The sequence below is a fragment of the Bradyrhizobium elkanii USDA 76 genome (genome assembly GCF_023278185.1).
In the GTDB taxonomy this organism is placed as follows: Bacteria; Pseudomonadota; Alphaproteobacteria; order Rhizobiales; family Xanthobacteraceae; genus Bradyrhizobium; species Bradyrhizobium elkanii.
Genome location: NZ_CP066356.1, coordinates 3,669,739 through 3,693,324, shown reverse-complemented (window position 1 = coordinate 3,693,324; position 23,586 = coordinate 3,669,739). Strand labels below are relative to the sequence as shown.

The 23,586-nt window shown below is 64.9% G+C and carries 31 protein-coding genes; 15 read left to right on the top strand and 16 right to left on the bottom strand.

The genetic code is table 11. The features are described from left to right. Positions 1–16: 16 nt before the first annotated feature. On the bottom strand, positions 17–841 hold the full coding sequence (locus tag JEY66_RS17785; protein WP_026192995.1) for a helix-turn-helix domain-containing protein: 825 nt from the start codon (positions 839–841) through the stop codon (positions 17–19). Positions 842–935: 94 nt separating this feature from the next. On the opposite strand from JEY66_RS17785, the gene JEY66_RS17780 reads away from it, so the two are divergent. Both JEY66_RS17780 and JEY66_RS17775 read left to right on the top strand, forming a co-directional pair. Further along, positions 936–1,160, top strand: a complete 225-nt coding sequence (locus JEY66_RS17780; RefSeq protein WP_016844796.1) for a hypothetical protein — start codon at positions 936–938, stop codon at positions 1,158–1,160. A 32-nt stretch (positions 1,161–1,192) separates the two neighbouring features. After that, positions 1,193–1,591 carry a hypothetical protein gene (locus tag JEY66_RS17775; RefSeq protein WP_018272449.1) on the top strand — a complete coding sequence of 133 codons (399 nt, stop codon included), beginning with the start codon at positions 1,193–1,195 and terminating at the stop codon, positions 1,589–1,591. 55 nt (positions 1,592–1,646) lie between these two features. On the opposite strand, the gene JEY66_RS17770 is transcribed toward JEY66_RS17775, so the two are convergent. Continuing rightward, a complete protein-coding gene (locus tag JEY66_RS17770) occupies positions 1,647–1,805 on the bottom strand; it encodes a hypothetical protein (RefSeq protein WP_016844794.1) in 159 nt (52 codons plus the stop codon). Beyond that, positions 1,802–2,263, bottom strand: coding sequence for a group III truncated hemoglobin (locus JEY66_RS17765; RefSeq protein ID WP_018272450.1), 462 nt, complete (start codon positions 2,261–2,263; stop codon positions 1,802–1,804). Before JEY66_RS17765 ends, JEY66_RS17770 begins: the two co-directional genes overlap by 4 nt. A gap of 83 nt (positions 2,264–2,346) precedes the next feature. Between JEY66_RS17765 and JEY66_RS17760 the strand changes: the two genes are divergently transcribed. Together JEY66_RS17760 and JEY66_RS17755 are read left to right on the top strand one after the other, a co-directional pair. After that, positions 2,347–2,781: an RrF2 family transcriptional regulator gene (locus tag JEY66_RS17760; RefSeq protein ID WP_018272451.1), complete on the top strand. Its 435-nt coding sequence runs from the start codon at positions 2,347–2,349 to the stop codon at positions 2,779–2,781. Beyond that, positions 2,778–3,068: a DUF6522 family protein gene (locus tag JEY66_RS17755; RefSeq protein ID WP_016844791.1), complete on the top strand. Its 291-nt coding sequence runs from the start codon at positions 2,778–2,780 to the stop codon at positions 3,066–3,068. Before JEY66_RS17760 ends, JEY66_RS17755 begins: the two co-directional genes overlap by 4 nt. Before the next feature lie 17 nt (positions 3,069–3,085). On the opposite strand, the gene JEY66_RS17750 is transcribed toward JEY66_RS17755, so the two are convergent. Then, positions 3,086–3,757 (bottom strand): SET domain-containing protein, encoded by a 672-nt coding sequence (locus tag JEY66_RS17750; protein WP_018272452.1) that lies wholly within the window; start codon positions 3,755–3,757, stop codon positions 3,086–3,088. Between the two features lie 165 nt (positions 3,758–3,922). Between JEY66_RS17750 and JEY66_RS17745 the strand changes: the two genes are divergently transcribed. Then, positions 3,923–4,525, top strand: a complete 603-nt coding sequence (locus tag JEY66_RS17745) for a hypothetical protein (RefSeq protein WP_026192996.1) — start codon at positions 3,923–3,925, stop codon at positions 4,523–4,525. A 178-nt stretch (positions 4,526–4,703) separates the two neighbouring features. Here JEY66_RS17745 and JEY66_RS17740 read toward each other — a convergent pair whose 3' ends face one another. Next, positions 4,704–5,429: a TetR/AcrR family transcriptional regulator gene (locus JEY66_RS17740; protein WP_026192997.1), complete on the bottom strand. Its 726-nt coding sequence runs from the start codon at positions 5,427–5,429 to the stop codon at positions 4,704–4,706. 113 nt (positions 5,430–5,542) lie between these two features. Here JEY66_RS17740 and JEY66_RS17735 point away from each other — a divergent pair, with 113 nt between their 5' ends. From JEY66_RS17735 to JEY66_RS17715, 5 genes are all read left to right on the top strand, one after another. Then, positions 5,543–6,946, top strand: coding sequence for a carotenoid oxygenase family protein (locus tag JEY66_RS17735; protein ID WP_018272455.1), 1,404 nt, complete (start codon positions 5,543–5,545; stop codon positions 6,944–6,946). A gap of 276 nt (positions 6,947–7,222) precedes the next feature. Further along, on the top strand, positions 7,223–7,810 hold the full coding sequence (locus JEY66_RS17730) for a hypothetical protein (RefSeq protein WP_018272456.1): 588 nt from the start codon (positions 7,223–7,225) through the stop codon (positions 7,808–7,810). Positions 7,811–7,864: 54 nt separating this feature from the next. Beyond that, on the top strand, positions 7,865–8,419 hold the full coding sequence (locus JEY66_RS17725) for an inner membrane-spanning protein YciB (protein ID WP_018272457.1): 555 nt from the start codon (positions 7,865–7,867) through the stop codon (positions 8,417–8,419). 78 nt (positions 8,420–8,497) lie between these two features. Then, positions 8,498–8,794 carry a hypothetical protein gene (locus tag JEY66_RS17720; RefSeq protein ID WP_016844784.1) on the top strand — a complete coding sequence of 99 codons (297 nt, stop codon included), beginning with the start codon at positions 8,498–8,500 and terminating at the stop codon, positions 8,792–8,794. Positions 8,795–8,813: 19 nt separating this feature from the next. Next, positions 8,814–9,758 (top strand): hypothetical protein, encoded by a 945-nt coding sequence (locus tag JEY66_RS17715; protein ID WP_026192999.1) that lies wholly within the window; start codon positions 8,814–8,816, stop codon positions 9,756–9,758. Here the strand turns inward: JEY66_RS17715 and JEY66_RS17710 are convergent. Both JEY66_RS17710 and JEY66_RS17705 read right to left on the bottom strand, forming a co-directional pair. Next, positions 9,755–10,426: a DUF429 domain-containing protein gene (locus tag JEY66_RS17710; protein ID WP_018272459.1), complete on the bottom strand. Its 672-nt coding sequence runs from the start codon at positions 10,424–10,426 to the stop codon at positions 9,755–9,757. The genes JEY66_RS17715 and JEY66_RS17710 overlap by 4 nt on opposite strands. Positions 10,427–10,435: 9 nt before the next feature. After that, entirely contained in the window at positions 10,436–12,103 is a 1,668-nt protein-coding gene (locus JEY66_RS17705; protein ID WP_016844781.1) for a fumarate hydratase, read from the bottom strand. Positions 12,104–12,334: 231 nt separating this feature from the next. Here JEY66_RS17705 and JEY66_RS17700 point away from each other — a divergent pair, with 231 nt between their 5' ends. Continuing rightward, positions 12,335–12,652 carry a Kazal-type serine protease inhibitor family protein gene (locus JEY66_RS17700; protein ID WP_016844780.1) on the top strand — a complete coding sequence of 106 codons (318 nt, stop codon included), beginning with the start codon at positions 12,335–12,337 and terminating at the stop codon, positions 12,650–12,652. Positions 12,653–12,755: 103 nt separating this feature from the next. After that, entirely contained in the window at positions 12,756–13,217 is a 462-nt protein-coding gene (locus JEY66_RS17695) for a hypothetical protein (protein ID WP_016844779.1), read from the top strand. On the opposite strand, the gene JEY66_RS17690 is transcribed toward JEY66_RS17695, so the two are convergent. After that, positions 13,218–13,658: an SRPBCC family protein gene (locus tag JEY66_RS17690; protein ID WP_016844778.1), complete on the bottom strand. Its 441-nt coding sequence runs from the start codon at positions 13,656–13,658 to the stop codon at positions 13,218–13,220. Continuing rightward, positions 13,658–13,984, bottom strand: coding sequence for an ArsR/SmtB family transcription factor (locus JEY66_RS17685; protein WP_016844777.1), 327 nt, complete (start codon positions 13,982–13,984; stop codon positions 13,658–13,660). The genes JEY66_RS17690 and JEY66_RS17685 overlap by 1 nt, the downstream gene beginning before the upstream one ends. A gap of 146 nt (positions 13,985–14,130) precedes the next feature. Here JEY66_RS17685 and JEY66_RS17680 point away from each other — a divergent pair, with 146 nt between their 5' ends. Together JEY66_RS17680 and JEY66_RS17675 are read left to right on the top strand one after the other, a co-directional pair. After that, positions 14,131–14,805, top strand: a complete 675-nt coding sequence (locus JEY66_RS17680) for a methyltransferase family protein (RefSeq protein ID WP_016844776.1) — start codon at positions 14,131–14,133, stop codon at positions 14,803–14,805. A gap of 9 nt (positions 14,806–14,814) precedes the next feature. Then, positions 14,815–15,174 carry a GFA family protein gene (locus JEY66_RS17675; protein WP_016844775.1) on the top strand — a complete coding sequence of 120 codons (360 nt, stop codon included), beginning with the start codon at positions 14,815–14,817 and terminating at the stop codon, positions 15,172–15,174. Positions 15,175–15,275: 101 nt separating this feature from the next. On the opposite strand, the gene JEY66_RS17670 is transcribed toward JEY66_RS17675, so the two are convergent. After that, positions 15,276–15,983: a glutathione S-transferase gene (locus JEY66_RS17670; protein WP_016844774.1), complete on the bottom strand. Its 708-nt coding sequence runs from the start codon at positions 15,981–15,983 to the stop codon at positions 15,276–15,278. 152 nt (positions 15,984–16,135) lie between these two features. On the opposite strand from JEY66_RS17670, the gene JEY66_RS17665 reads away from it, so the two are divergent. Then, positions 16,136–16,531, top strand: coding sequence for a DUF3606 domain-containing protein (locus tag JEY66_RS17665; RefSeq protein WP_026193001.1), 396 nt, complete (start codon positions 16,136–16,138; stop codon positions 16,529–16,531). Positions 16,532–16,649: 118 nt separating this feature from the next. Here the strand turns inward: JEY66_RS17665 and JEY66_RS17660 are convergent, their stop codons facing one another. The 6 genes from JEY66_RS17660 to fliQ form a co-directional block, all read right to left on the bottom strand. After that, on the bottom strand, positions 16,650–17,327 hold the full coding sequence (locus JEY66_RS17660; RefSeq protein ID WP_018272461.1) for a hypothetical protein: 678 nt from the start codon (positions 17,325–17,327) through the stop codon (positions 16,650–16,652). 150 nt (positions 17,328–17,477) lie between these two features. Then, positions 17,478–18,440, bottom strand: coding sequence for a Tim44 domain-containing protein (locus JEY66_RS17655; RefSeq protein ID WP_018272462.1), 963 nt, complete (start codon positions 18,438–18,440; stop codon positions 17,478–17,480). 234 nt (positions 18,441–18,674) lie between these two features. Then, a complete protein-coding gene (cckA, locus tag JEY66_RS17650; protein ID WP_018272463.1) occupies positions 18,675–21,239 on the bottom strand; it encodes a cell cycle histidine kinase CckA in 2,565 nt (854 codons plus the stop codon). A 142-nt stretch (positions 21,240–21,381) separates the two neighbouring features. Next, on the bottom strand, positions 21,382–22,455 hold the full coding sequence (gene flhB, locus JEY66_RS17645) for a flagellar biosynthesis protein FlhB (protein WP_018272464.1): 1,074 nt from the start codon (positions 22,453–22,455) through the stop codon (positions 21,382–21,384). Positions 22,456–22,466: 11 nt separating this feature from the next. Further along, positions 22,467–23,237: a flagellar biosynthetic protein FliR gene (fliR, locus tag JEY66_RS17640; protein WP_018272465.1), complete on the bottom strand. Its 771-nt coding sequence runs from the start codon at positions 23,235–23,237 to the stop codon at positions 22,467–22,469. An 18-nt stretch (positions 23,238–23,255) separates the two neighbouring features. Continuing rightward, the gene (gene fliQ, locus JEY66_RS17635) at positions 23,256–23,519 is read right to left on the bottom strand and encodes a flagellar biosynthesis protein FliQ (protein WP_016844766.1); all 264 of its coding nucleotides are present in this window, start codon (positions 23,517–23,519) and stop codon (positions 23,256–23,258) included. Between the last annotated feature and the right edge of the window lie 67 nt (positions 23,520–23,586).

Below are 23,586 nucleotides of genomic sequence, written 5' to 3'. Positions count from 1 at the left end.
GTCCCGAGACAAGCCGCTATTTCATACTGGCTGCCATCTTCCGCATCCGCTCGGCGGTCAGCTCATCGGCCGGGAAGAAGGTCTCCAGCGCCAGTTCCTGCAGCGTGATGTCGACCGGCGTGCCGAACACCATGGTGGTCGAGATGAAGCTCAGGATCTCGCCATTGAGGCGGAGCTTGAAGGGAAGCGCGACGTTGTTGTCGGTGGTAATCGGGGCCGACCGCGCCGGGATCGGATAGGACTTCAGGTCCTGATAGAGCTTGAGCAGCTCCGGATCGGCCGTTGCCTCGCATTGCCGATGCAGCCGCTCCAGAAGATGCGCGGCCCATTCCGCGAGGTTCACAGTGCGCGGCGCGAGGCCCTCGGGGTGGAAGGCAAGCCGCAGGATGTTGAAGGGCTGGCCGAGCAGCCGCTGCGGCACGCCCTCGAGCAGCGGCGCCACCATGCGGTTGGCGGAGACCAGATTCCAGTGCCGGTCATAGGCCAGCGCCGGATTGGGCTCGTGCGCCTTCAGCACCAGGTTGATGGCCTCCCGCGCCGATTTCAGCGCGGGATCATCGAGCGAGCGTTGCGGGAATGCGGGCGCGAAACCCGCGGCGACCAGCAGCACGTTGCGTTCGCGTAGGGGCACGTCGAGGCGCTCCGCCAGTTTGAGGACCATGTCGCGCGACGGCGCCGAGCGGCCGGTCTCGACGAAGCTCAAATGCCGCGCCGAGATCTCGGCATCGACGGCAAGGTCGAGCTGGCTGAGATGGCGGCGCTGCCGCCACTCGCGCAGGTGCTCGCCGATCGGGACAGGTTTTGCGGGCTCGGCCCGCGCCATGGATGCGTGTGCGTTCATGGTGCAAAACCTACCATGCGGAATTCGCCCGTTCCATTACGCCTGAGGTAATCGAATTGGCGCGCCGGCCGGCTCATCTTCGACGGCACAGGAGATGACCATGCTGATGCTGTCCCTTGTCCGCGCCCTCGCCGTCCTGCTCCCTTGGCTGGTGCATCTGGCCACCTGGCTGCTGGCGCGCTCGCTCAACATGCCGCAGCCGCTCGTGCACGCGACCGGCGTGTTCGTGTTTGCGCAGGTCTATGCGGTCGAGATGAGGGTCGGCAAGGCGCTGTGTCCGCTCCGGCTGTGGCGTCAGCTGCAGTCCATGTTCCGCTGACCACCCCAATCCCAACCAGAGGAGACCCTGCCATGATCCATTCGTCCCAGCTGCTGCGCCGCGCTTTGCTTGCCGACGCCGTGTTCAGCGGCGTATCCGCCATAGCCATGGTGCTCGGCGCCGGCGCGCTGGCATCGCTGCTCGGCCTGCCGGAAGCGCTGCTGCGCGAGACCGGGCTGTTTCTGGTCGCCTATACGGCGCTGGTCGGCTGGCTCGGCACGCGCATGTCGGTGCCGAAGCCGCTGGTGATGCTGGTGGTCGTCGGCAATGCGGCCTGGACGCTCGCCAGCATCGCGCTGCTGCTGTCGGGCGCAGTGTCGCCGAACCTCGTCGGGACCATCGTGATTCTCGCCCAGGCGGTCGCCACCGGCGTGTTCGCCGAGCTGCAATATGTTGGCCTGCGCCGCAGCGGTGAGGCGGTCGCGGCGTAAACCGAATGCCGGACGTGACGAGCGGCCGTCGCGGCAAACGCGGCGGCCGTTTCTGTCAGCTCAGCACGACCGCGACGATCATGCCGGCAAAGGTCAGCGCCAGGCCGATGATCAGCATCGGCACCAGGCTGCTGCCGGAAAACGGATCGGCCTGATCCTGATGAAACCATGCGCCGTCGATGGCGCGCGCGATTGCCTTGGCCCTGTTCCTCATTGCACTGCTCCTGCTTCGCTTCGCCTGTATCTCTCGCCAACCCCAAGCATCACGCCCTGTCCGCTCGCGACGCCCATCTCGAGGCTCGAGGCGATGCGCCGCGCGCGATCGATGAAATGCGCCGCCGCGTCAGGCGGGCAGAGCTCGGCCGCGGTCGCCTCGAACAGTTCGAGCCAGCGGTCGAAATGCGCGGCGTCGATCGGCAGCGGCATATGCTTGACCATCGGCGTGCCGTGATAGCGCCCGGTCATCAGCGCAACCGAGGACCAGAACGCGCACATCTGGGCCAGATGCGGCTCCCAATTGCTGATCCTGCTCCCGAACACCGGCCCGATCATCGGGTCCTTGCGGACCTTGGCGTAGAAGGCATGCACCAGCTGCTCGATCATGGCCTCGTTGATCCCGGTCCGCGCGACAATCCCGGCGGTGATCTGCTCGCGGCGCTCTGCTGCTGTCATGGCTCACATCCTAAATAGGTATTTCAAATGCCTATTTAGCCTGCTATAGCTGATCCGCCAAATGCAGATTTCGAAGGGCTTCCATGCGCCTGACATCGTTCACGGATTTTGCGCTCCGCGCCCTGATGCGGCTGGCCGGCGAGCCGGACCGGTCGTTTGCGACCAGCGCGATCGCGGCCGAGTTCGAGATTTCCCGCAATCACCTTGCCAAGGTGGTGCGCGACCTTGCTGACGCCGGCTTCATTGCCACCCAGCGCGGCGCTGGCGGCGGGTTTTCGCTGGCGCGGCCGGCGGAGACCATCACCCTCGGCGAGGTGGTCCGCGCGCTGGAGGGCGGCAGCGCGCTGGTCGAATGTTTCAGGGATGATGGCGGAGACTGCCTGCTGCTGCCGCGCTGCCGGCTGAAGGCGAAGCTTGCGGCGGCGCGCGAGGCCTTCATGCGCGAGCTCGACGGGACGACGCTCGCCGAATGCGCCTACCTGCCGCGTCCCGTCCGCCATCCCGCGAGGGCATCATGACGACGATCGCATTCGCGGACGGCGCGTTCGAGGTTGACGCCAATATCGTCGCCGAGGGCCTCGGTATCGCAGTTCCGCTGCTGCAGGCCGGGATGCGCTCGGGCGCGATCACGACGCGCTCGGAGCGCGGGCTCGACGCCGATCAGGGGCGCCATCGCCTCACATTCTTCTCGGGGAGCAAGCGTTTCCGTCTCGTCATCGACGAGCACGGCACGATCATCCAGCGCTCGACGCTGGATTTCGGCAATGCCCCGTTGCCACGCGCGGCGCACCGGCCGAGCGGCTAGGGACCTCGTCCTGGGTATCAGGCGTTCAGCGCCCGAGCGGTGCCGCGCTTCGACGAGGCAACCTTCTTGCCCGCCGTGTTGATCAGGCTGTGGCCATTGAGGTGTTTGCCGTTCAGCGCCGTGCCGTTGGCGAGCTTGCCGTTTGCTTGGGCAGCCTTCTTCGCCTTCCGCTGCCTGGCCCGCTCCTCGGCGAGCTTCTCGGCCTTGCGCTGTGCCTTCCGCTCAGCCCTTTCCTTCAGCCGCACCCGCTCCGCCCTCGCCTCCGCGCGCTTCTTCTTGCGCTTCTTCTCGCAGGCATCGCACTTGCAGCCGATCGGCTTCAGATAGGCTTTGAAATAGTCGGTTCCGTAGTCGTAATTGATTTCGTCGCCCGGCTCGATGTCCTTGATGGCGCGGATGAACACCTTGCGCTTGCGTGGGCGAACGTCGGATTCCGCGTTCGGCCTGCAGGCGTGGTTGATATAGCGAGCGACGTTCTCGCGGACCGAGCCGTCGATGGTCCAACGGTTGGTGAGCTCGAACAGATATTTGTTCTCGATCGCGTCCTCATCCTTCTTCTTCGAGTCGAGCAACGGCCCGAAATAGCGGATGATCTTGGTGCCTTTCTTGATCGGCTTGGTGGCGAAAAGGCCAAGACCGGTCCGGGAACGGCCGACGCGATAGGGCTTGTTGGATGATATCGTGGGCATGACGATCGAGATTACGGCACGTTGGGTGCACGCGACAGAAGTTGCGAAGCCGCCCTTCTAGGACGATTCCGCGCGCCTGTCAGGTGTTTCCCGCGTGTCTATTGAACCTTCCCCAGATTGCATATGTCAGACACAAAGTAACGTCCGGATCGCAGGTTTCCCCCGATGAAATACCTTGCTTTTGCAACAGTCGTTATGGCGCTTGCCGGTGCAAATCCTGGTCAGGCCGGCGCTGAGACGATCAGCAGCAGCTACACATCGACCGTGCCGAAGGCCTGCCGCATGATCGGCAGGCCCAGCGAGGAGGACGGCAGCACCACCAGGGTCTGTCCGGGAAAATCCGGACTTGTGGTGCTGATCAACGAGGGCGATCTGCGCGAAGTGGTCTCGGTGGGCCGAAACCGCGAGGCGGCAGCCAGGGAACCGGCGGCGCAGGCCTGGTTCGGCCCGTTCAGCTCGACCGGCGATACGGTCGAGTGGCGTGCAGCCAGCGGCAAGCCGTTCGCGATCATCCAGCGCTGGCAGATCGCCGACAACAGCGAGCAGGACAAGCGCGGCGGCCCGGTCTCGCGGGCGATGCTCGCCGTGACCCGGCTGCCGCCGGGCGATGTCTGTCATGTCGCCTATGTCGACGTCGCGGCCAATCCCGACGCCAACGCGCTGGCGCGGCAGGCCGCCGACGATTTCGCCCGCGATTTCAAATGCGGCACGGATACGGTGAAGACGATCGGACAGAGCGGCCGGACCACGTCGCTTGTGAGGCGCTAGTGTGCTGAATGCGAAGTTCGTGCGATTTCGCGGCAGCCACTTTCACGAACTTCGCATTCATAAAGCACACTAGGATCATAAGTTTGCTAGTGTCCTTATCGAATCCGAAGTTCGCTCCGAAGGTGCGGCAAATGATGCGAACTTCGGATTCGGGACACTAGCCCACGGGCAGCACTGGTTATTGCCGCGCGGAGCGGCCCGCGGACAATCGCAGCATCGCGGTCAACAACATTTCCGCAGATGTGCCCTCGGGCGACCGATCCAGAATCGTCTTGAGGCGTCCGTCGAGCAGCAGCATGGTGAAACCATGCACCAGCGACCAGGCGGACGCGATCGCGGCGGCCTGGTCCAGCGTAAGCTGCTCCTTGGAAATCTGCTCATGCCGGCTGGCGCCGACGCCGCGGGTCAGCCCTGCGAACGAAGCCTCGGATGCCTCGTGCAGCGACGGCCGCGAATGATCGAGCCGCTCACTGCGGAACATCAGCCCGTACATGCCGGGATGTGCCTGGGCATAGGCAACATAAGCCTTGGCGCTCGCCACGCCCTTCTCGGGCGTCGTGGCCGCCGAAGCGTCCGCAGCCGCCATCGCGAGGCCAAATTGCCGGAAACCGATCGCCGCGAGTTCACTGAGCAAGCCGGTGAGATCGCCGAAATGATGCGTGGGTGCGGCGTGCGACACCCCCGCCTCGCGCGCCACCGCACGCAATGTCAGTCCCGCCAATCCATCACGCTCGAGCACGCGCTCGGCGGCCTTCAATAATGCCTCATGCAGATCGCCGTGATGATACGGCGTGTCGTTGGCGCGGCGCCGTTGGGCCGGACGAGTTGCCGCGGTCCGGGCAACCCGGCGGGTCGGGGCGCGTGCCGCGCGAGTCGCCTTGTTTTCTTTGGAGATTCTTGCCATGCGGCCGTTATATGTCGCAATTTTTACACTGTAAAGATTTTGCTTGACGATCGGCGGCGTCAACCCTACTGATATCTTTACGATGTAAAGATCATAATACAGGGAGATGCGGAATGCTCGACCAGGTCACATCCAATGCGGCGCGCACCAATCTGGCGCCGATCCCATTCGAAGCCGACGCGCCGTTCCTGAAGATCTCGGGCGAATTGCCGCGCGAGCTGAACGGCACGCTCTATCGCAACGGTCCCAATCCGCAGTTCGAGGCGCCGGGTGCGCACTGGTTCGTCGGCGACGGCATGCTGCACGCCTTCCATATCGAGAACGGCCGCGCCAGCTATCGCAACCGCTGGGTCCGCACGCCGAAATGGCAGGCCGAGCACGACGCCGGCCGCGCGCTGTTCGGCGGCTTCGGCCGCAAGCTGCCGGATGCGCCGGCAACGACCACGACCGACGGCGGCGTCGCCAACACCAACATCATCTTCCATGGCGGCCGCCTGCTCGCGCTGGAGGAAGGCCATCTGCCGACCGAGATCGAGCCCGGCACGCTCAATCGCCTCGGCTATTGCGACTACAAGGGTGCGATCTCCGGTCCCTTCACCGCGCATCCCAAGATCGATCCGGTCACCGGCGAGATGGTGTTCTTCGGCTACAACGCCGCAGGCCCGCTGACGCCGGCACTGTCGTTCGGCGCGGTCAGTTCGTCCGGCGTGGTGACGCGGTTCGAGCGCTTCGAGGCGCCCTATGCCAGCATGGTGCACGACTTCATCGTCACCGAGAATCATGTGCTGTTTCCGATCCTGCCGATCACCGGCAGCATGCAGCGCGCGATGCGCGGACAGGCGCCCTATGCCTGGGAGCCGGAGAAAGGCGCCTATGTCGGCGTGATGAAGCGCAGCGGCGCGTCAAAGGACATCGTCTGGTTCCGCGCCGAGACCTGCTACGTTTTCCACGTGATGAACGCGTGGGAGGACGGCAACCGCATCATCGCCGACGTGATGCAGTTCGAGGAAGCGCCGCTGTTCAATCATCCCGACGGCTCGCCGACCGACCCGCGGAAGAACCGCGCGCGCTATTGCCGCTGGACCTTCGACCTCTCCGGCAACACCGACCGCTTCACGCAAACCTATCTCGACGACCTTACCGGAGAATTCCCCCGCGTCGACGATCGCCGCGCCGGATTTGCCAGCAATCACGGCTGGTACGCCTGCGCCAACCCCGATCTGCCGATGTTCGGTGCGCTGTCGGGCGTCGTGCATGTCGACGGGCGTGGCAAGCGGCTCGGCCATTATCTGCTGCCCGCCGGCGATACGATCTCCGAGCCTGTGTTCGTCGAGCGCGGCGCTGACGCCGCGGAAGGCGACGGCTGGCTGCTCGCGGTGGTCTGGCGCGCCCGCGAAAACCGCAGCGACCTCGCCGTGTTCAACGCGCAAGATGTCGAAGCGGGCCCGACCGCGCTGGTCCATCTCGGTCACCGCGTGCCGGATGGATTCCACGGCAATTGGGTGGGGGCGGAGTAGCGAACGATCGCTCCGGATCAGAGCGCCGATCTCTCCATTCGTCATGCCCGGGCTTGTCCCGGGCATCCACGTGTTTGTTCACCGGAAAGACTGTCATGGCCGGGACAAGCCCGGCCATGACAACGGGAACGGCGAACGCCAAGTGCGGAGACCACTCTATGTCATTGCCAAGCCTTGATTTTTCTCATTCAGCTCACAATTTTGACACTGTAAAGATTTTGCTTGACGCTTTCATTGCTCGCCCCTAGGGTATCTTTACGATGTAAAGATCAGCCGATGAGGCTCACCATGACGATCTTCCTGATCCTCGCTCCCTACGGCGCCTTCGCCATGCTGATGCTGGTGACCTCAGCCACGGTGAGCCTGCTCTGTGCCGCCCTGATCTGCCTTGCCGTGATCGCGTTCGATGTCGCACGCGGCCGCAGCATCAAGATCCTCGGCGTCGGTTCGGTCGTCGTGTTCGCCGCGGTCGGCTGCTACCTCATCTTCGTCGACGCGACGTCGAGCAGCATCGCGGTGAAGATCGCGGTCGATGCCGGCATGCTGCTGGTGTCGCTCGGCTCGATCATGATCGGCCATCCCTTCACGCGGCAATATGCGCTGGAGCAGGTCGATGCCGAGACTGCGAAGCTGCCCGGCTTCCTCCACGCCAATTACCTGATCACCGGCGCCTGGACCGTTGCGATGCTGCTCATGCTGATCGGCAACATTGCGGTGCTTTACGTGCCGGCGCTGCCGCTGTGGACGGGCCTCTTGGTCGCCTTAGCCGCACGTAATGCCGCGGTCGGCTTCACCCACTGGTATCCGCACTATCGTGCGGCCAAGGACGCGGCGCCGCCGGCCGGCGCGCTGCCGTCCCGCTAAGCGCTGCCATAACAACATCACCACGATCATCCCGAGGAAACGGAAACCACGACGATGAAGAGCGTATTTGCCAGGCTTGCGAGCGACTTCCTCTCCACCATCGTCTTCCTGGTGGTCTATTTTGCCACCGACAATGTCCTGATCGCCACCGGTGTTGCGATCGCGGGCGCGATTGCCCAAGTGGTCTATGCGCGCGTCAAGGGACAGGCGCTCGGCTACATGACCTGGGCGAGCCTTGGGCTGGTGATCGTGCTCGGCGGCGCGACGCTTTTCACCAACGATCCGCGCTTCGTGCTGGCGAAGCCCGCGATCGGCCACATCGCGATCGGCGCGATCATGCTCAAGCGCGGCTGGATGCTGCGTTATTTGCCGCCGATCGTGACCGAGACGATTCCGGAATACGCCACCCTCGCCGGCTACGCCTGGGCCGGGCTGATGTTCATCCTCGCCGCCGGCACCATCGCAATCGCAGCGACCGGCGACATGAAGCTGTGGGCGTTCTATGTGTCGGTGGTGCTGGTCGGCACCAAGGTCGCCGCCTTCGCGATCCAGTATGTCGCCTTCCGCTTCCTGGTCGGAAGCCGGCTGCGCGCCGCCGCCCGCGCCTGATCGCCGCAGCCGCGAACTAGGCGCGCGCGGCAAGATGGGCTATACCCGCGCACGCTTACATCTCGAGGGGAGACATCAATGGCGGTGGACGGAAACTGGAATCTCACGATGACGACGCCGATGGGCGAGCGCAAGGCGACGCTGTCGCTGGCAAGCTCCGGCAGCACGCTCACCGGCACGCAGAGCGCCGAGGGCAACTCCACCGAAATCTTCGACGGCACCGTGAACGGCGACGACGTCGCCTGGAAGGTTTCCATCACCAACCCGATGCCGCTGACGCTCGAATTCACCGGCAAGGTCTCCGGCGACGGCATCTCCGGCGAGATGGGCATCGGCCCGATGGGCAGCTTCCCGTTCACCGGCACGCGAGCGTAACCGCAGCACGCGCGCACGCATGCGCGTCCTGAGATCCGTTGCCGTCATGGCGTTGCTGGCCACGACGGCTTCCGCGCAGCAAGCAAGCGAAGCCGAACCGGCGTGGCGCGCAAGCGCGGTCGCGCTGGTGCCGGCCGGATATGTTGCGGGCACCTCTTCCAGCACGGATGCCGCCGGCACCACCGGCTACCTTGCGGTCTATGCTGCGAGCGCAGACGACCCGAAGACGCCGACAAGCGTCTTCGCGCCACGTCAGATGATGGTCGTGACGCTAAGCAAGGATGGCACTCGTGCGCTGTCGGCCGAATTGAAGCCGCGCGGTCCCAGCGACATCGCGACCGGAAACGCCGACGGGACGGACAATGATTTTGCCGCGCGCCAGGCCGAACTTGACGTGAAGCGAAGCGCACTGCCCGGTGGCACCGAACCATGCGACCTCGGCGCCTGGTTGGAGGACAAGGACCTTGCAGGCCTCAACGTGCGCGCGGAGCCGTCGGCGAAGGCACGCGTGCTCGGCAAGCTGCCGCCGCCCTACCATCTCAAGATGGGCGGGGCCGAGAACACGCCGGAGGGCGGTTGGCTCACCGAGTTTCGTATCATCGGTTTCAAGGACGGCTGGTTTCTGATCGAGGGCGCGATGCCGCCGGGCAAGGCCTATGAGGATGACAAGCGCTATCCGCGCAACGCGCCAAAGCCCTATGCCGGGCGCGGATGGGTTGCCGCCAACAAGGTCGGCGCAAGCTACGCCAACGGCTACACCCGCATGGGCGGGCTGTTCCAGGCACCCTTCGTCGATGCCAAGTGGACGCCGGCGCTGCGCAAGCTCGGCGGTGAGTTCGACACCGACGACGGTCCGAAACGCATCCTCGCCTGCAGCGGGCACTGGGCGCTGGTGGAGAGCCATGACGGCGTGCGCGGCTGGTGGCGCAGCCTGTGCTCCAACCAGGTGACGAACTGCAGCTAGAACCAGACCTGCATCGGCAAACCATAGGCATCCCGCGACGCGGCCTCAGGAACGCTTCCGCAAGGTTCGCGCGCAGCCAGCGCCACTGCACACGCATCCAGCACATCGTCGCGCTTCGCGCCGGTGCCGATCCGCATCTGGGTGAGCCAGCGATCGATCTCGCGGAAGCCTGATTGCTTCAGCAGCCTGCGGCGGAGCGCATCGCCCTCCTCCGACTTCTTGCGCGGCAAAGGCTCGCCGCGGTTCAGCCGCAGGAACACCAGTTCGGGATGCACCTCGCGGATGTCGCGCGTGGCGTTCGCGCGCACGAACGCGTCGACCTCCATGATCTTCTTGCCGAGATGCCAGAGCTGGCGCGACACGCGGCTCTGGCCGCAGCGCACCGCTTCCGCATTCGCGAGATCGGGATCATCAAACTGCTGCCACAGCCAGCGCCGCGCGCCGGTGAAGACCCGCGAGTTGTGCGGACGCAAACGCGCGCGGGCAAGCAGGTCGCAATCGCGCTCGCCGTCATCGGTCATGCCGATCGGGATATCGATCCCGGCGCGGTCGAACGGACGCGACAGCGCGTCCGTAATATCGGTGTGAAAGGAAATGCTGCGCCGGTCGCCGTCAACCGTGACGGCGACCCAGCCCCTGGAGAATCCGTCGAGGCCGACCGCAATCAACCCCGATCCTCAACCGAGGTTCAATTCCTTGAAGAAGTCGTTGCCCTTGTCGTCGATGATGATGAAGGCCGGGAAGTCGACCACCTCGATGCGCCAGATCGCTTCCATGCCGAGCTCGGGATACTCGACAACCTCGACCTTCTTGATGCAGTGCTCGGCGAGGTTCGCCGCGGCGCCGCCGATCGAGCCGAGATAGAAGCCGCCGTGCTTCTTGCAGGCCTCGCGTACCGCGACCGCGCGGTTGCCCTTGGCGACCATCACCATCGATCCGCCGGCGGCCTGGAACTGGTCGACGAAGGAGTCCATGCGTCCCGCCGTGGTCGGGCCGAACGCGCCGGAGGCGTAGCCATCGGGCGTCTTGGCGGGACCCGCGTAATACACCGGATGGTTCTTGAAGTAGTCCGGCAGCGGCTCACCCTTCTCCAGCCGCTCGCGCAGCTTGGCATGCGCGGAATCGCGCGCCACGATCATGGTGCCGGTCATCGAGACGCGGGTCTTGATCGGATATTGCGACAGCGTCGCCAGGATCTCCTTCATCGGCTTGTTGAGGTCGATCTTGACGACCTCGCCGCCGAGCGACTGCTCGACCGCGGGCAGATACTGCGCCGGGTTGTGCTCGAGCTCCTCGAGATAGACGCCATCCCTGGTGATCTTGCCGAGCACCTGGCGGTCCGCCGAGCACGACACGCCGAGCCCGATCGGCAGCGATGCGCCGTGGCGCGGCATCCGGATCACGCGCACATCGTGGCAGAAATATTTGCCGCCGAACTGCGCGCCCACCCCCAAGCTCTGCGTCATTTTGAGGATTTCCTGTTCCATCTCGAGATCGCGGAACGCATTGCCGTCGGCCGAGCCGTGGGTCGGCAGCGCGTCGAGATAGCGCGCCGAGGCAAGCTTCACGGTCTTCATGCAGAGCTCGGCCGAGGTGCCGCCGATCACGATCGCAAGGTGGTACGGGGGACATGCCGCGGTGCCGAGCGTCAGCACCTTCTCCTTCAGGAAGGCGAGCAGCCGGTCCCTGGTCAGCACCGACGGCGTTGCCTGGAACAGGAAGCTCTTGTTGGCCGAGCCGCCGCCTTTGGCCATGAACATGAACTTGTAGGCGCCCGCAGAATCCCCTTGGCCCTCGGCGTAGATCTCGCACTGCGCCGGCATGTTGTTGGCGGTGTTCTTCTCCTCATACATCGACAAGGGAGCTACCTGCGAGTAGCGCAGATTGCGGCGCAGATAGGCATCGCGCGCGCCTTCGGACAGCGCGGCCTCGTCGTCACCGTCGGTGATGACGTTGCATCCCTTCTTGCCCATGATGATCGCGGTGCCGGTGTCCTGGCACATCGGCAGCACGCCGCCGGCCGCGATGTTGGCATTCTTCAGGAAGTCGAAGGCGACAAACTTGTCGTTGTCGCTGGCTTCCTTGTCCTCGAGGATCGAGCGCAGCTGCTTCAGGTGGCCCGGCCGCAGATAGTGGTTGATGTCGCCGAAGGCGGCCTCGGAGAGCGCGCGCAGCGCTTCCCGCGACACCACCAGCATGTCCTTGCCCAACACCTTCTCGACCCGGACGCCCTCGCTCGTCACCTTCTTGTAGGGCGTGGTGTCGGCACCAAGCGGGAACAGCGGCGTGTGCTTGTAGGGCGGAACGGGCTTCTGCTGGTCGGGAAAGGCGGAGGGGGCGTTCATGAGCTGCTCGTCGGTTTCGAAAGGCCGGTGCCGGCCGCGGGGCCGCCGGCAATGTAGAGCCGTTCTAAGCCTTTTTCCGACAAAGGAAAGGGAAGCGGGCCGCCTTCCAGCCATGCGCGGGACTGGCAATCCACGTGCTATGTTTCATGCCATCGTAATCCCAGGTTGCCACAACGCCGGCAAGCCGCGGAACGGCCAAGGAAACCATCCGGAAATCATCAGGAGACCTTCATGAAGACAGCGCTTTTCGTCTGGTTCGCGGCGCTGGCCTTGTTGATCGCGATCCCGACCGGCGCCGATGCCGCCCGCCTCGGCAGACCGTGCGGCGGCCTTGCCGGACTGCAATGCAGCGGTCGCGGCCAGTTCTGCCAGTTCAAGCCCGGGACCTGCGGCCGCTTCGACCAGACCGGCACCTGCGCGTTCCGCCCGACGATCTGCAACAAGATCTTCAAGCCAGTATGCGGCTGCGACGGCAAGACCTATGGCAATGATTGCGAGCGCCGGGCCGCCGGGGCTTCCAAGGCGCAGGACGGCAAGTGCTCGTCCTGACGCAGCCATATTGACGCGCTCCGCGGGAGCCTGCATGTAGCTTCGCGTATTTTCATACCGCGGGGGGTATTTCGTGACAGCATCGTTGCGCCGACGCTTGCCTTTGAGCATCCGCTCCACTCTGCCGGCCGCGCTGATCGCGCTGGCGACGGTTTTCGTCGCGGCGCCTGCGCATGCCGATCCCTGCGTTGACATCGCCAAGCAGCTCGCCGGCCAGATCGACGGGCTGAAGGTCAATTTCAGCGCCGCCAACATCACATATCTCACGCACCCGGCGGCGAAGGAATTGTCGCTCGGCTGCCGCGGCAAGGATTATTCGATCGAGCTCTACGCCAAGACCGATCGCAAGATGAAGCCGGAGTTCTTCAACCTGGTCGGCTCCGCCACGGCGCTGATCTTCACCGTGCCGAAGGACGACGCCGTCACCGGCACCTCGCGCTGCCTGAAGCGCATGGGCATCCTGCGCGGCAACACCATCACGATGCGCTATCGCCGCCTCAATCTCGAATGCACTCGCAACAAGACCGACGCCTCGATCACGGTTCGCCGCGGCAACAACGAGTGATCAGCCTTCGCTGGTGATGCGCGCGATGGCGTCGAGCACCCTGCCCCATCCCGGGCTCATCATGTCGAAGGCGAAGCGGTTGCCCGGCAGCACGAAGCCGTCATGCACCATCCGCAGATGGGTGCCGCCTTCGACCGGCGTCAGCGTCCAGGTGACGATCGTATCAAGCTTCGAGCCGTATTCCGGATTGGTATCAGCGCCGCCCTTCCAGGAGTAGCGCAACTGGCGCGGCGGATCGCAATCCAGCACCTCGCAATGCACGACACCGTCCCAGTCGCCCATCGGCTTGGTATGGAAATTGAAGCGATGGCCAACGGCCGGCGCGAAATCGTTCGGCATCAGCCATTTCGTGATCCGGTCGCTCGTCGTCAGCGTCCGCCAGATCTTCTCGGCCGTGTAGGGCAGCACCTTCTCGACCGTGATCGCGTGCGTCTCACCCATCACTCACTCTCCTTCAACAGCCGTTCCAGATTTGCGAAGCGCTCGGTCCAGAACGTCTCGTAGTGGCCGAGCCAGTCGATCAGCGGGCCGAGCCCCTTCGGCGCGACGCGATAATGGATGTGTCGGCCCTCGCGCCGCTCGGCGACCAGCCCGGCATCGCGCAGCGCGCGCAGATGTTGCGACACCGCCGGCTGCGACACCTTTGAACCCTGCACCAGGCCGGTCGCGGCGATCTCGCCTTCCCGCGCAATCCGCTCAAACACCGCCCGCCGCGTCGGGTCCGCGAGGGTCTTCAACACATCGGTCAGCTGCGTGGCGGCGGGCATGAAATTATATAAGCAATTGCTTATATGACTGTCAATACAGTCGCGACGCAGGAACGTCCCGCCTGCTCCGAAAGTTGATCGCTGCGGTCGCATGTTTGCCGGGAAAAGGGTGCGATAATATCGACTGGAATCGCGCGGAGCCGCTCATGATCGCAAAGCTCCTTCTGCAGAATACCTTCTTCGTCATCGCCATGGCCGTGCTGCTGTTTGCCTTCGCAGGTACGCTGCACTGGCCCGGCGCATGGGCCTATCTGATCGCCTCGGCCGTGATCGGCCCGGCCTGCGGGCTGTGGCTTGCCAAGGTCGATCCCGGGCTGCTGGCCGAGCGCATGCGCCTCACCGCGCGCGAAGGCCAGCCCACCGAGGACAAGCGGTTCATGCTGGTGTTCCTGGTCGTTGCCGTGCTGTGGTTCGTCGCGATGGGGCTCGACCGGCGCTTTGACGGCGTCAATGACGGCGTGCCGCTGATCGTGCTCGGCCTTGTGCTGTATCTGGTCTCGACCGTGGCGATCCTGTGGGTGTTCCGCACCAACTCGTTCGCCGCGCCGGTCGTGAAAGTGCAGACCGAGCGCGACCATCACGTCATCTCGACCGGTCCCTACGCGCTGGTCCGCCATCCGATGTATACGAGCGTGATGCTGTTCTTCATCGGCGTGCCGCTGACGCTCGGCTCCTGGTGGGGCCTCGCCTTCGTGCCGGTGTTCTTCGTGATGTTTGCGATCCGCACCCGGATCGAGGAGCGCACGCTGGTGACGGGGTTGTCAGGCTACGCCGATTATGCGGCACGGGTGCGCTACCGCCTCGTGCCCGGGCTGTGGTGAGGGATCATCATGGCAGAGAGCAAGACCTACACCGGCGGTTGTCATTGCGGACAGGTCCGCTTCGAATGCACCACCGATATGGCTATGGTGACGGCCTGCAACTGCTCGATCTGCACCAAGAAGGGCCTGCACTTCGTGTTCATGCCACCGTCGAGCTTCCAGCTTCGCGCCGGCGCCGAGAACCTCAAGGAATATCTCTTCAACCGCCATGCGATCCGCCATCAGCTCTGCGTCGATTGCGGCGTCGACGTGTTCGCGCGTGGCAAGAAGCCCGATGGCACCGACATCGTGGCGCTGAATGTCAGCTGCATCGATGGCATCGATCTGTCAAAGATCGCGATGACGCCGGTGGATGGGCGGAGCCGGTAGCCTTCCACGCCGTCATTCCGGGGCACGCGGAGCGTGAACCCGGAATCCAGGGATTGTGGCGCGAGATTCCGGGTTCACTTCGCGCCCCGGAATGACGGTGCCTACAAATCCAGCGCCTTGTAGCGCCGGAAAATGCCCTCTTCGTTAAAAGGAATCCGCCGCTCGCTGGCCAGATACGCCTTGATGTTCGGCCGCTCGGCGACGCGATCGCGCAGCGCGATCAGCCGCGGGACCCTCTTCTCGAACGCTGCCATCCGCTTCGGAAACGCGTAGCGCAGGCCGTCCACGATCTGGAACAGCGACAGGTCGGCGTAGGTCAGCCGGCGGCCGGTGACGAACGCACCGCGGTTGGCTTGCACGAGATCCTCGAAATAGCCGAGATATTTCGGCACCCGCGAATCCCAGAACTCCTCGGTGCGCTTCTTCGCCGGCGCCTTCTGGTCCTCGTAATACAGCGACGGCCCGAGCGGATGATGGGTGTCGTGGATCTCCAGCACGAAGTCCGCGATGGTCAGCTGCAGCTGGTGCACCCAGAGCTTTCCACCCTCCGCCTTCGGCGCGAGGCCGTGGCGCGCGCCGAGATAGAGCAGAATGTTGGCGGTCTGCCCGATCACGAGACTGCCGGCCTTGAGGAACGGTGGCGCGAAGGGTGGCGTGCCCTTGTGTGTCTCCATCATCTTCGTCATGGCACCCATGCCGCCCTTGGCGCGCGCGACATCGGTGTAGCCGGCGCCCGCATCCTCGAGCGCGAGGCGGACATATTCGCCGCGGCCCTGGATCATCGGCCAGTAGTAAAGCTGATAGTGCATGCACTTACCTCCGAAAACTTCGCCGCATCGCCTCGCTTCAGCTCGATCGTAGCCATGTCGCGGTCAGATCGTCCACCGCGCGCGGCCGCCTGTGCGAACCGCGCGGAGACTGCTAAGGTTCCAACGTCGAATCTTCGATGAAGGATCATCTTATGGCGGACAGCAAGAAGAAGCGGGGCGCGGCGGATCGCGCTCTGATCGCGTTGAGCGAGTCCTACGAAGTTGCGTACTGGTCCAAGAAGTTCAAGGTCACGCCGGCGAAGCTGAAAGCCGCGGTGAAGAAGGTCGGGCATTCCGCCAAGAAGGTGGAAGCCCATTTCAAGGAGCAGCGCCACAAGGCCGCCGACCGTGCGCGGATCGCGATCAGCGAGCCCTACGAGGTCCGCTACTGGTCGAAGAAGTTCAAGGTGACCCCTGCCGGGCTCAAGACCGCGGTCGCAGCCGTCGGACATTCCTCGAAGAAGGTCGAAGCCTACTTCGCGGCGAAGAAGAAAACCGCGAAGAAAAAGAAGGCTGCGAAGAAGACCGTCAGGCGCAAGAAGAGCTGAGCGCGATCGCACTATCCCATTGCGAGGAGCGGAGCGACGAAGCAATCCATCGCTCCGCGCGTATGGCAGGATGGATTGCTTCGCTGCGCTCGCAATGACGAAGCAGATGCGCTCCCCCTCAATTCGCCGCGAAGCAGTACAGCAAGCCGTCGCCGCCGGTGCTCTTCAGGTCGGCCTGCGAGCAGCCGCCGTCCGGGCCGCGCGAGGGATGCGACGTGTTCCAGGATTTGGACGGCTCGTCGTCGCGCAGGCCCTTGCGGTCGAAATGCCCGAGCATGGCGGCGCCTTGCGTGCTGCTTGTCCAGTTCTTGCAGGTGCGGTCCTCGCCGGCCGCAAATGCCGTACCGTCTGCCTGCGATCCCGTCAGCACGTCGTGGCGGTTCGGTGTGTCGCCGGCACCGTTGACGACCTCGCCCTTCTCGGACAGCGCGGTCTGCTTGGTGAGATTGTTGCCGGCGCTGTGCAGGTCGGCGACGTCCTTGGCGACCACGACGCCCTTTACATTCTTCCAAGGTCCCTTGCCGATGCGGTCGCGCGCATTCTCCGCTGCCTTGCCGTCGGCCGCCTGGGTCGAGAGATAGGCGCGCCAGGTCTTCGGCGCACCGAAGCCGGCGGCCTGCGCCAGCGTCTGGCAATGATTGTCGGCGCCGGCGAGCCCGCCGAGATTGCCGCCGTTGCCGATGCCGTTGCTGGTGAGGAAGAAGCTGGTGTCGGCGGTCTGCGCCGCCGCCGGCGGCGCCGCCACGACGACAAACGCAAGACAGGCCGGAACCGCGATCTGCGCAACGATCTTCATCTCAATCCTCCCGATGGTTGTTATGGTCCGCTGAGATCAACCCGCAGGCCCTCCGGATATTCCGGCGCCGCGACATGTGAATGAAGGCACAACACAAAGGCGCCGCGGACCAGGCCGCGGCGCCTTGTATCTGTCATCTCCGGCAATCGATCAGTTGGTCTGCTGGATCGCCGAAAGCTCCCAATTGCCGCCACGCTGGCGCACGAAGGTCCAGACCTCCGTGACCTCCTCCGGCTGCGTGCTGCCGCCGACCTGACGGCCGGTGCCGCGTTCGAGCACGGTGTCGACCAGCGAGTAGCGCATCGCGACCGTCGCATACTCGCTGTCGCCTTCGCGCCAGGCTTCCGCCAGATCGCCCTGCAGCAGCTTCACGTTGGTCACCTTGTTGGTGACGTTGCGCGCCTTGTTCTCCTCGAGATCCTTCGAGAAGTACGACACCATCTCCGGCGTCGCGAGCGTGTGCAGCTTCGCAATGTCCTCGTTCGACCACGCGGTCTGGATGTCGCCGAGCAGCCGTTCGAACGTCTCATAGTCGCCAGGCGCGATCTCCACCGGCGCATTCGATCCGCCGCCGAGGCCGAAGCCGAAGCCCGAGCGGGCGTTCGCCTGCGGACCGGGGCCGACGTCGGGGCCACCCGCGTAGGCCGCCGCCGGCGTGTTGCGGCGCTGCCACCACGACATCGCAAGGCGAACCACGAGCACGATCAGGCCGATCTGCAGCAGGAGGCCGAGCATCGACGACAGGCCGCCGAGACCCGAGAACAGCCCGCCGCCGAACAGCATGCCGAACAGGCCGGCGCCAAGGAAGCCCGCGGCGAGGCCGCCGAGCAGGCCGCGGCCCATTCCGCCGCGACCGAACAGGCCGCCGGAATTCGCCGCCGCCGGCGCGCCCATGTTCGGGCTACCAGGCTGGCTGAAGGTGCGGTTCATCGGCGCAACCGAGCCCGGCGCCGTGTTGGTCGAGGGCGGCGCGGAGAATGTCCGCGAGCCGCGCGAGCCGCCGCCGCCAACGCGGGCGTCGGCCGCCGAAACGGTCATCATCACGGGCAGCGCCAGCGCCATCGCGACGGCGATCGCCCGAACAATTCCACGCGTGCGTTGCGAGAAATTCATGTTGGTTTCCTCAAAGGATTCCCCGGCATGGGGAAACGCCCCTAAGATGGGCAGGGCCGGTTAAAAGTGAAGCGGGAAACGGGAACCGCGGCTGCGGCCCTCGGTCGCGGAGATGTGACACTATGGTCCTTGTGGATGCGACGCCGCGTCCTACCCCGAGATGCCGCCGAGATTCAACCGGAACAGCACCCGCCCCCTGGAACAGGTGAATCCGCAACCCGCGTCGCCGCGCGGCTAATTCGCCGTCATGGTTTCCTTCACCGCGGCGACCAGCTGCGTCAATGTGAAGGGCTTCGGCAGGAACGCGAACTGCTGGTTCTCCGGCAGGCTCTTCTCGAACGCGTCCTCGGCATAGCCTGAGACGAAGATGATCTTCAGCTCCGCGTTGCGGCTGCGCATTTCCTTCAGCAGCGTCGGGCCGTCCATCTCCGGCATCACGACGTCGGAGACGACGAGATCGACGGCGCCGTTCTTCTCCTCGAACGCCTCCAGCGCCTCGACGCCGTTCGCCGCCTCGATCACGCTGTAGCCGCGCGAGCGCAGGCCGCGCGCATTCAGCGAGCGCAGGCCGTCCTCGTCCTCCACCAGCAGGATGGTGCCCTGCCCGGTGAGATCGGGCTTCGGCTTGGCGGCTTCCACGGCGGTTTCCTTGGCCGCACCGTTGCCGGCCTGGGCCTCGGGCGCGACCTCCTGCTCCTGGCGATGCCGCGGCAGATAGATCCGGAACGTGGTGCCGCCGCCCGGCACGGAATCGACATAGACGAAGCCGCCGGTCTGCTTGACGATGCCGTAGACCGTGGACAGGCCGAGGCCGGTTCCCTTGCCGACATCCTTGGTCGAGAAGAACGGCTCGAAGATCTTGTCGATGATCTCGGCCGGAATGCCGGTGCCGGTGTCGGCGATCTCGATCTTCACATAGTCCGCCGCCGGCATGCCCTTGTTGGCGAGCTGGGCGGCCTCCTCGGTCGGCACATTGGCGGTGCGGATGATCAGCTTGCCGCCGTCGGGCATCGCATCGCGCGCGTTGACCGCGAGATTGACCACCACCTGCTCGAACTGCGAGACGTCGACCTTCACCGGCCACAGGTCGCGGCCATGCACGAGGTCGAGCTTGACCTTCTCGCCGATCAGCCGGCGCAGCAGCATGGTGAGGTCGCTCAATGCATCGCCGAGATCGAGCACCTGCGGCCGCAGCGTCTGGCGGCGCGAGAATGCAAGCAGCTGCCGCACCAGCGTCGCGGCGCGGGTGGCGTTCTGCTTGATCTGCATGATGTCCTGGAACGACGGGTCGGTCGGCTTGTGTGCGTTCAGCAGGAAGTCGTTGGCCATCATGATGGCCGACAGCACGTTGTTGAAGTCGTGCGCGATGCCGCCGGCGAGCTGGCCGACCATCTCCATCTTCTGCGATTGGTTGATCTGGTTTTCCAGCGCGCGCCGCTCGGTGGTCTCGAGCATGTAGACGATCGCGGTCTCGGCGTCGCGCTCGTCCTTCTCGACGGTGGTGACGAAGAACTGGGCAAAGCGCTCCTTGGGCCCGTCGAGCATCACCTCGACCGGCGCGATGTCGCCCTGGCCCTCGGCCGCCTGGTTGATCGCGGCGATCAAGAGGCCGCGGTCGCGCGGATTGACGGCGCGGAAGATCGACTTGGCGGCGCCGCCGTCGCCGTTCAGGCCCTGCGCCAGCTTGGCATAGCGCGCATTGGCGCCCACCACATTGCCGCCGCGATCGACGGTCGCGATCGCCATCGGCGTATGGTCGAAGAAGCGCATGAAACGCACCTCGGCGGCGCGCTCCGGATCGGAATGCTCGTCGCGGGCGCGGCTGATCACCAGCGTGCGCGAGGCGCCCGCCGCGCCGTCGGCGCCGAAGGCGAGCTTGTGATAGAGCCGCACCGGCACGGTCTTCCCGCCGCGCATCCGCAGGTCGATGTCGAACACCTCGGTCTTGACCTCGCCCGGCACCGCCGCAATCGAAGTCAACAGCGCCGCGCCGTCGCCCGAGACGATGTCGGTCAGTTTCAGGCCGCCCGAGCCTATCTCGGCCAGATCGTAGTCCAGCCAGTTGGCCAGCGTGGCGTTGACATAGGCGATCTCGCCGGCCGGATTGACCGAGAAGAAGCCGCACGGCGCGTGATCGAGATATTCGATCGCGTGCCGCAGCTCCTGGAACACGTCTTCCTGGCGCTCGCGGTCGCGGGTGACGTCGGCGATCGACCAAACTGCATATTTCGCATCGCGCTTGCCTTCGCCGAGCGGGCGTACCCGCAGCCGCAGCCAGCGGCCCTGCCCGGCCTCGTGGCCGGCGACGCGGACCTCCTCCTGCTGCCGCTTGCCCTCGCGGGCAGCCTTCAAAAGGCGGAACACGGCCTCGGAGACGTCGGGGTTGCCGATGAAGACCCGCTCGACCGGACGGACCTCCTGCGGCCCGGCCGCGCCGGTCAGCGTGAGATAGGCGGCGTTGGAATAGACCACGTGGCCGCGGGAGTCGGTGACGACGAGCCCTTCCTGGGCCTGGTCGGCGATCCGCGCCATCACCGGATCATCGGTGGCACGGTCGGAGAAGCGGATGATGCCGGCGGCAAGGGCGAACAGGTTGAACAGCCCGACGGTGGCGAGCAGCGCCAGCACGCCGAGGATATAGGGCTGCGCCTCGGTGCGGCCGATGGTCATCAGCCAGACCGCCACCGCGACGATGCCGGCGGCGATCAGGACCACCAGCAGGATGCTGCCGTTCCGCCGCGCTGGCCCGTGGGCCACGAACGGCTCGGTCACGGAAGGATCGTTGCTATCGGCGGTCATCTGGAGAGACATGGCTCGTCTGCATCACGAAGGCGACCGGCCGGCCACCTCGCCCCTGAGTGCCTGAATCGGACCCGAAAACGCAAGTCCAACAGGCGGCAATTTCGCAAGTTACGCGCATTTCAAGCGGGTTTTCCGCCCCTTACTGCCGCAGGCCGGACAGGCCGCGCCTCAGCCGCATCACGTAGCCGATGATTTCGGCAACCGCGTGATAGTGCTCGACCGGGATCTCCCGGTCGAGCTCGACCGTCGCATAGAGCGCCCGGGCCAGCGGCACGTTCTCCACGATCGGAATGTCGTGCTCCTTGGCGATCTCCCGGATCTTGAAGGCAAGATTGTCGACGCCCTTGGCGACGCAGATCGGCGCCGACATGCTGCGGTCGTAGGCCAGCGCCACCGAATAGTGGGTCGGGTTGGTGATGATCACCGAGGCCTTCGGAACCTGGGCCATCATGCGCTTCTTGGCGCGCTGGACCCGCAATTGCTTGATCCTGCCCTTGACGTGCGGGTCGCCTTCCGACTGCTTGAACTCCTCCTTCATCTCCTGCAGCGACATCTTGTGACGCTCGTACCAGGTCCGGTACTGGAAGAAGTAGTCGGCGATCGCGACCGCAGCGAGGATGGCCACCACCGCCGCCAACAGGTGCACCGTCATGCCGGTGATGGCGGGCAGCAGTTCGGCCGGATCGACCCGCAGGAAGGATTCCATCCGCATCCGATCGGGCCACAGCACCGCGACCATCACGGCGCCGAGCGCGATCAGCTTGAACAGGCCTTTCAGGAAATTCGCCACCGCCTGCTTGCCGAACAGCCGCTTGAAGCCGGCAGCCGGCGAGATCTTGGAGAATTTCGGCTTCAGCTGCTCGCCCGACCACACCAGCTGATGCTGCACCATGTTGCCCGCGATCGCGGCCAGCGCCAGCAACAGGAACGGCACGCCGATCGCGGCGACCACCGCGTAGCCGAGCGACTGGGTCAGCGCCAGCAGGCCGGCGCCGTCGGTGCGGATCATCCATGAATTGGCGATCAGGTTGCGCAGCGGCATCAAGATGCCGCTGCCGATCGAACCCGAGAAGGTCGACAGCACCAAGGTGCCGCCGGCGATCACGAACCAGGTGTTGACCTCCTGGCTCTTGACGACATCACCTTTCTCGAGGGCTTCATCGAGACGTTTTTGCGTAGGGTCTTCTGTTTTGTCTTCGGTATCGTCCGCCACTTCTTCTCCTCCTAATTCATCGGAGCGAGCTGGCGCATGACGCCGAGGAAATAGTCGAGATAGGTGTTCATCATCGCGGCGAGCCCGACGCCGAAGATCAGGAACCCGACCATGATCGAGAGCGGCACGCCGACGAAATAGACCTGCATCTGCGGCATCAGCCGCGCCAGCACGCCAAGCCCGATGTTGAAGACCAGGCCGAACACCAGGAACGGCGCGGACAGCTGCAGGCCGATCTTGAAGGCGGCGGAGAAGGCCGAGGTCGCAAGCGCGGCGACATCGCCAGTCGGCATGATCTCGCCCGGCGAGAAGATGCGGTAGCTCTCGCTCAGCGCCGCAATGACGAGATAGTGGCTGTCGGTCGCAAACAGCAGCGTGAGGCCGAGGATGGTGAGGAAGTTGCCGATGATCTGGCCCTGCTGCCCCTGGGTCGGATCGACAGCGGTGACGAAGCCGAGGCCGAGCTGCTGCGCGATCACGGAGCCCGCGACGTTGAGCGCCGACAGCGTCACCCGCGCGGTCGCGCCGAGCACGATGCCGATGATGAGCTCATGCACCATCAGGACGCCGAGCGAGGAGATCGACGTCAGGTCGACATGATAGGCGTTGCGATGCAGGGGAAGGATGATCAGCGTCAGCAATAGCGCGATCGACAGCTTGACCCGCGCCGGGATGTTGCTCTCGCCGAAGCCGGGCAGCAGCATCACCATCGCGCCCACGCGCGCGAAGACCAGCACGAAGATCGCGGCCAGCGCCGGCAGCAGGGAGACATCGATGCGCATGACCGCGGCATTAGTGCATCAACCGCCGATGATTCGCGATGAAATCCGCATCATGTGGCTACTGAGCGAGTCCGCCATGAACGGCAGCGCCAGCAGCAATGTGACGAAGATCGCGAGGATCTTCGGCACGAAAATCAGGGTCTGTTCCTGGATCTGCGTCAGCGCCTGGAACAGCGACACCACGACGCCGACCACGAGGCCGACCACCATCAGGGGCGACGACACCACCACGATGGTCCAGATCGCATCGCGCGCCACGTCGAGGGTTTCGGGGCCGGTCATTGTTGGGTTCTCGCTTGCTAGTGTTTGCACCGTCGTTCCGGGGCGATGCGCCGCATCGGACCCGGAA

Coding starts and splice junctions, on each gene's coding strand:
- JEY66_RS17720 (WP_016844784.1), top strand. CDS start 8,498: ATGGCGGTGGACGGAAACTGGAATCTCACGATGACGACGCCGATGGGC.
- JEY66_RS17660 (WP_018272461.1), bottom strand. CDS start 17,327: ATGAAGATCGTTGCGCAGATCGCGGTTCCGGCCTGTCTTGCGTTTGTC.
- JEY66_RS17725 (WP_018272457.1), top strand. CDS start 7,865: ATGAAGAGCGTATTTGCCAGGCTTGCGAGCGACTTCCTCTCCACCATC.
- cckA (WP_018272463.1), bottom strand. CDS start 21,239: ATGACCGCCGATAGCAACGATCCTTCCGTGACCGAGCCGTTCGTGGCC.
- fliQ (WP_016844766.1), bottom strand. CDS start 23,519: ATGACCGGCCCCGAAACCCTCGACGTGGCGCGCGATGCGATCTGGACC.
- JEY66_RS17700 (WP_016844780.1), top strand. CDS start 12,335: ATGAAGACAGCGCTTTTCGTCTGGTTCGCGGCGCTGGCCTTGTTGATC.
- JEY66_RS17765 (WP_018272450.1), bottom strand. CDS start 2,263: ATGACAGCAGCAGAGCGCCGCGAGCAGATCACCGCCGGGATTGTCGCG.
- JEY66_RS17780 (WP_016844796.1), top strand. CDS start 936: ATGACCATGCTGATGCTGTCCCTTGTCCGCGCCCTCGCCGTCCTGCTC.
- JEY66_RS17770 (WP_016844794.1), bottom strand. CDS start 1,805: ATGAGGAACAGGGCCAAGGCAATCGCGCGCGCCATCGACGGCGCATGG.
- JEY66_RS17665 (WP_026193001.1), top strand. CDS start 16,136: ATGGCGGACAGCAAGAAGAAGCGGGGCGCGGCGGATCGCGCTCTGATC.
- JEY66_RS17705 (WP_016844781.1), bottom strand. CDS start 12,103: ATGAACGCCCCCTCCGCCTTTCCCGACCAGCAGAAGCCCGTTCCGCCC.
- JEY66_RS17655 (WP_018272462.1), bottom strand. CDS start 18,440: ATGAATTTCTCGCAACGCACGCGTGGAATTGTTCGGGCGATCGCCGTC.
- JEY66_RS17675 (WP_016844775.1), top strand. CDS start 14,815: ATGGCAGAGAGCAAGACCTACACCGGCGGTTGTCATTGCGGACAGGTC.
- JEY66_RS17740 (WP_026192997.1), bottom strand. CDS start 5,429: ATGGCAAGAATCTCCAAAGAAAACAAGGCGACTCGCGCGGCACGCGCC.
- JEY66_RS17755 (WP_016844791.1), top strand. CDS start 2,778: ATGACGACGATCGCATTCGCGGACGGCGCGTTCGAGGTTGACGCCAAT.
- JEY66_RS17715 (WP_026192999.1), top strand. CDS start 8,814: ATGCGCGTCCTGAGATCCGTTGCCGTCATGGCGTTGCTGGCCACGACG.
- JEY66_RS17730 (WP_018272456.1), top strand. CDS start 7,223: ATGAGGCTCACCATGACGATCTTCCTGATCCTCGCTCCCTACGGCGCC.
- JEY66_RS17735 (WP_018272455.1), top strand. CDS start 5,543: ATGCTCGACCAGGTCACATCCAATGCGGCGCGCACCAATCTGGCGCCG.
- JEY66_RS17750 (WP_018272452.1), bottom strand. CDS start 3,757: ATGCCCACGATATCATCCAACAAGCCCTATCGCGTCGGCCGTTCCCGG.
- JEY66_RS17760 (WP_018272451.1), top strand. CDS start 2,347: ATGCGCCTGACATCGTTCACGGATTTTGCGCTCCGCGCCCTGATGCGG.
- fliR (WP_018272465.1), bottom strand. CDS start 23,237: ATGCGCATCGATGTCTCCCTGCTGCCGGCGCTGGCCGCGATCTTCGTG.
- JEY66_RS17680 (WP_016844776.1), top strand. CDS start 14,131: ATGATCGCAAAGCTCCTTCTGCAGAATACCTTCTTCGTCATCGCCATG.
- JEY66_RS17670 (WP_016844774.1), bottom strand. CDS start 15,983: ATGCACTATCAGCTTTACTACTGGCCGATGATCCAGGGCCGCGGCGAA.
- JEY66_RS17785 (WP_026192995.1), bottom strand. CDS start 841: ATGAACGCACACGCATCCATGGCGCGGGCCGAGCCCGCAAAACCTGTC.
- JEY66_RS17685 (WP_016844777.1), bottom strand. CDS start 13,984: ATGCCCGCCGCCACGCAGCTGACCGATGTGTTGAAGACCCTCGCGGAC.
- JEY66_RS17775 (WP_018272449.1), top strand. CDS start 1,193: ATGATCCATTCGTCCCAGCTGCTGCGCCGCGCTTTGCTTGCCGACGCC.
- JEY66_RS17745 (WP_026192996.1), top strand. CDS start 3,923: ATGAAATACCTTGCTTTTGCAACAGTCGTTATGGCGCTTGCCGGTGCA.
- JEY66_RS17690 (WP_016844778.1), bottom strand. CDS start 13,658: ATGGGTGAGACGCACGCGATCACGGTCGAGAAGGTGCTGCCCTACACG.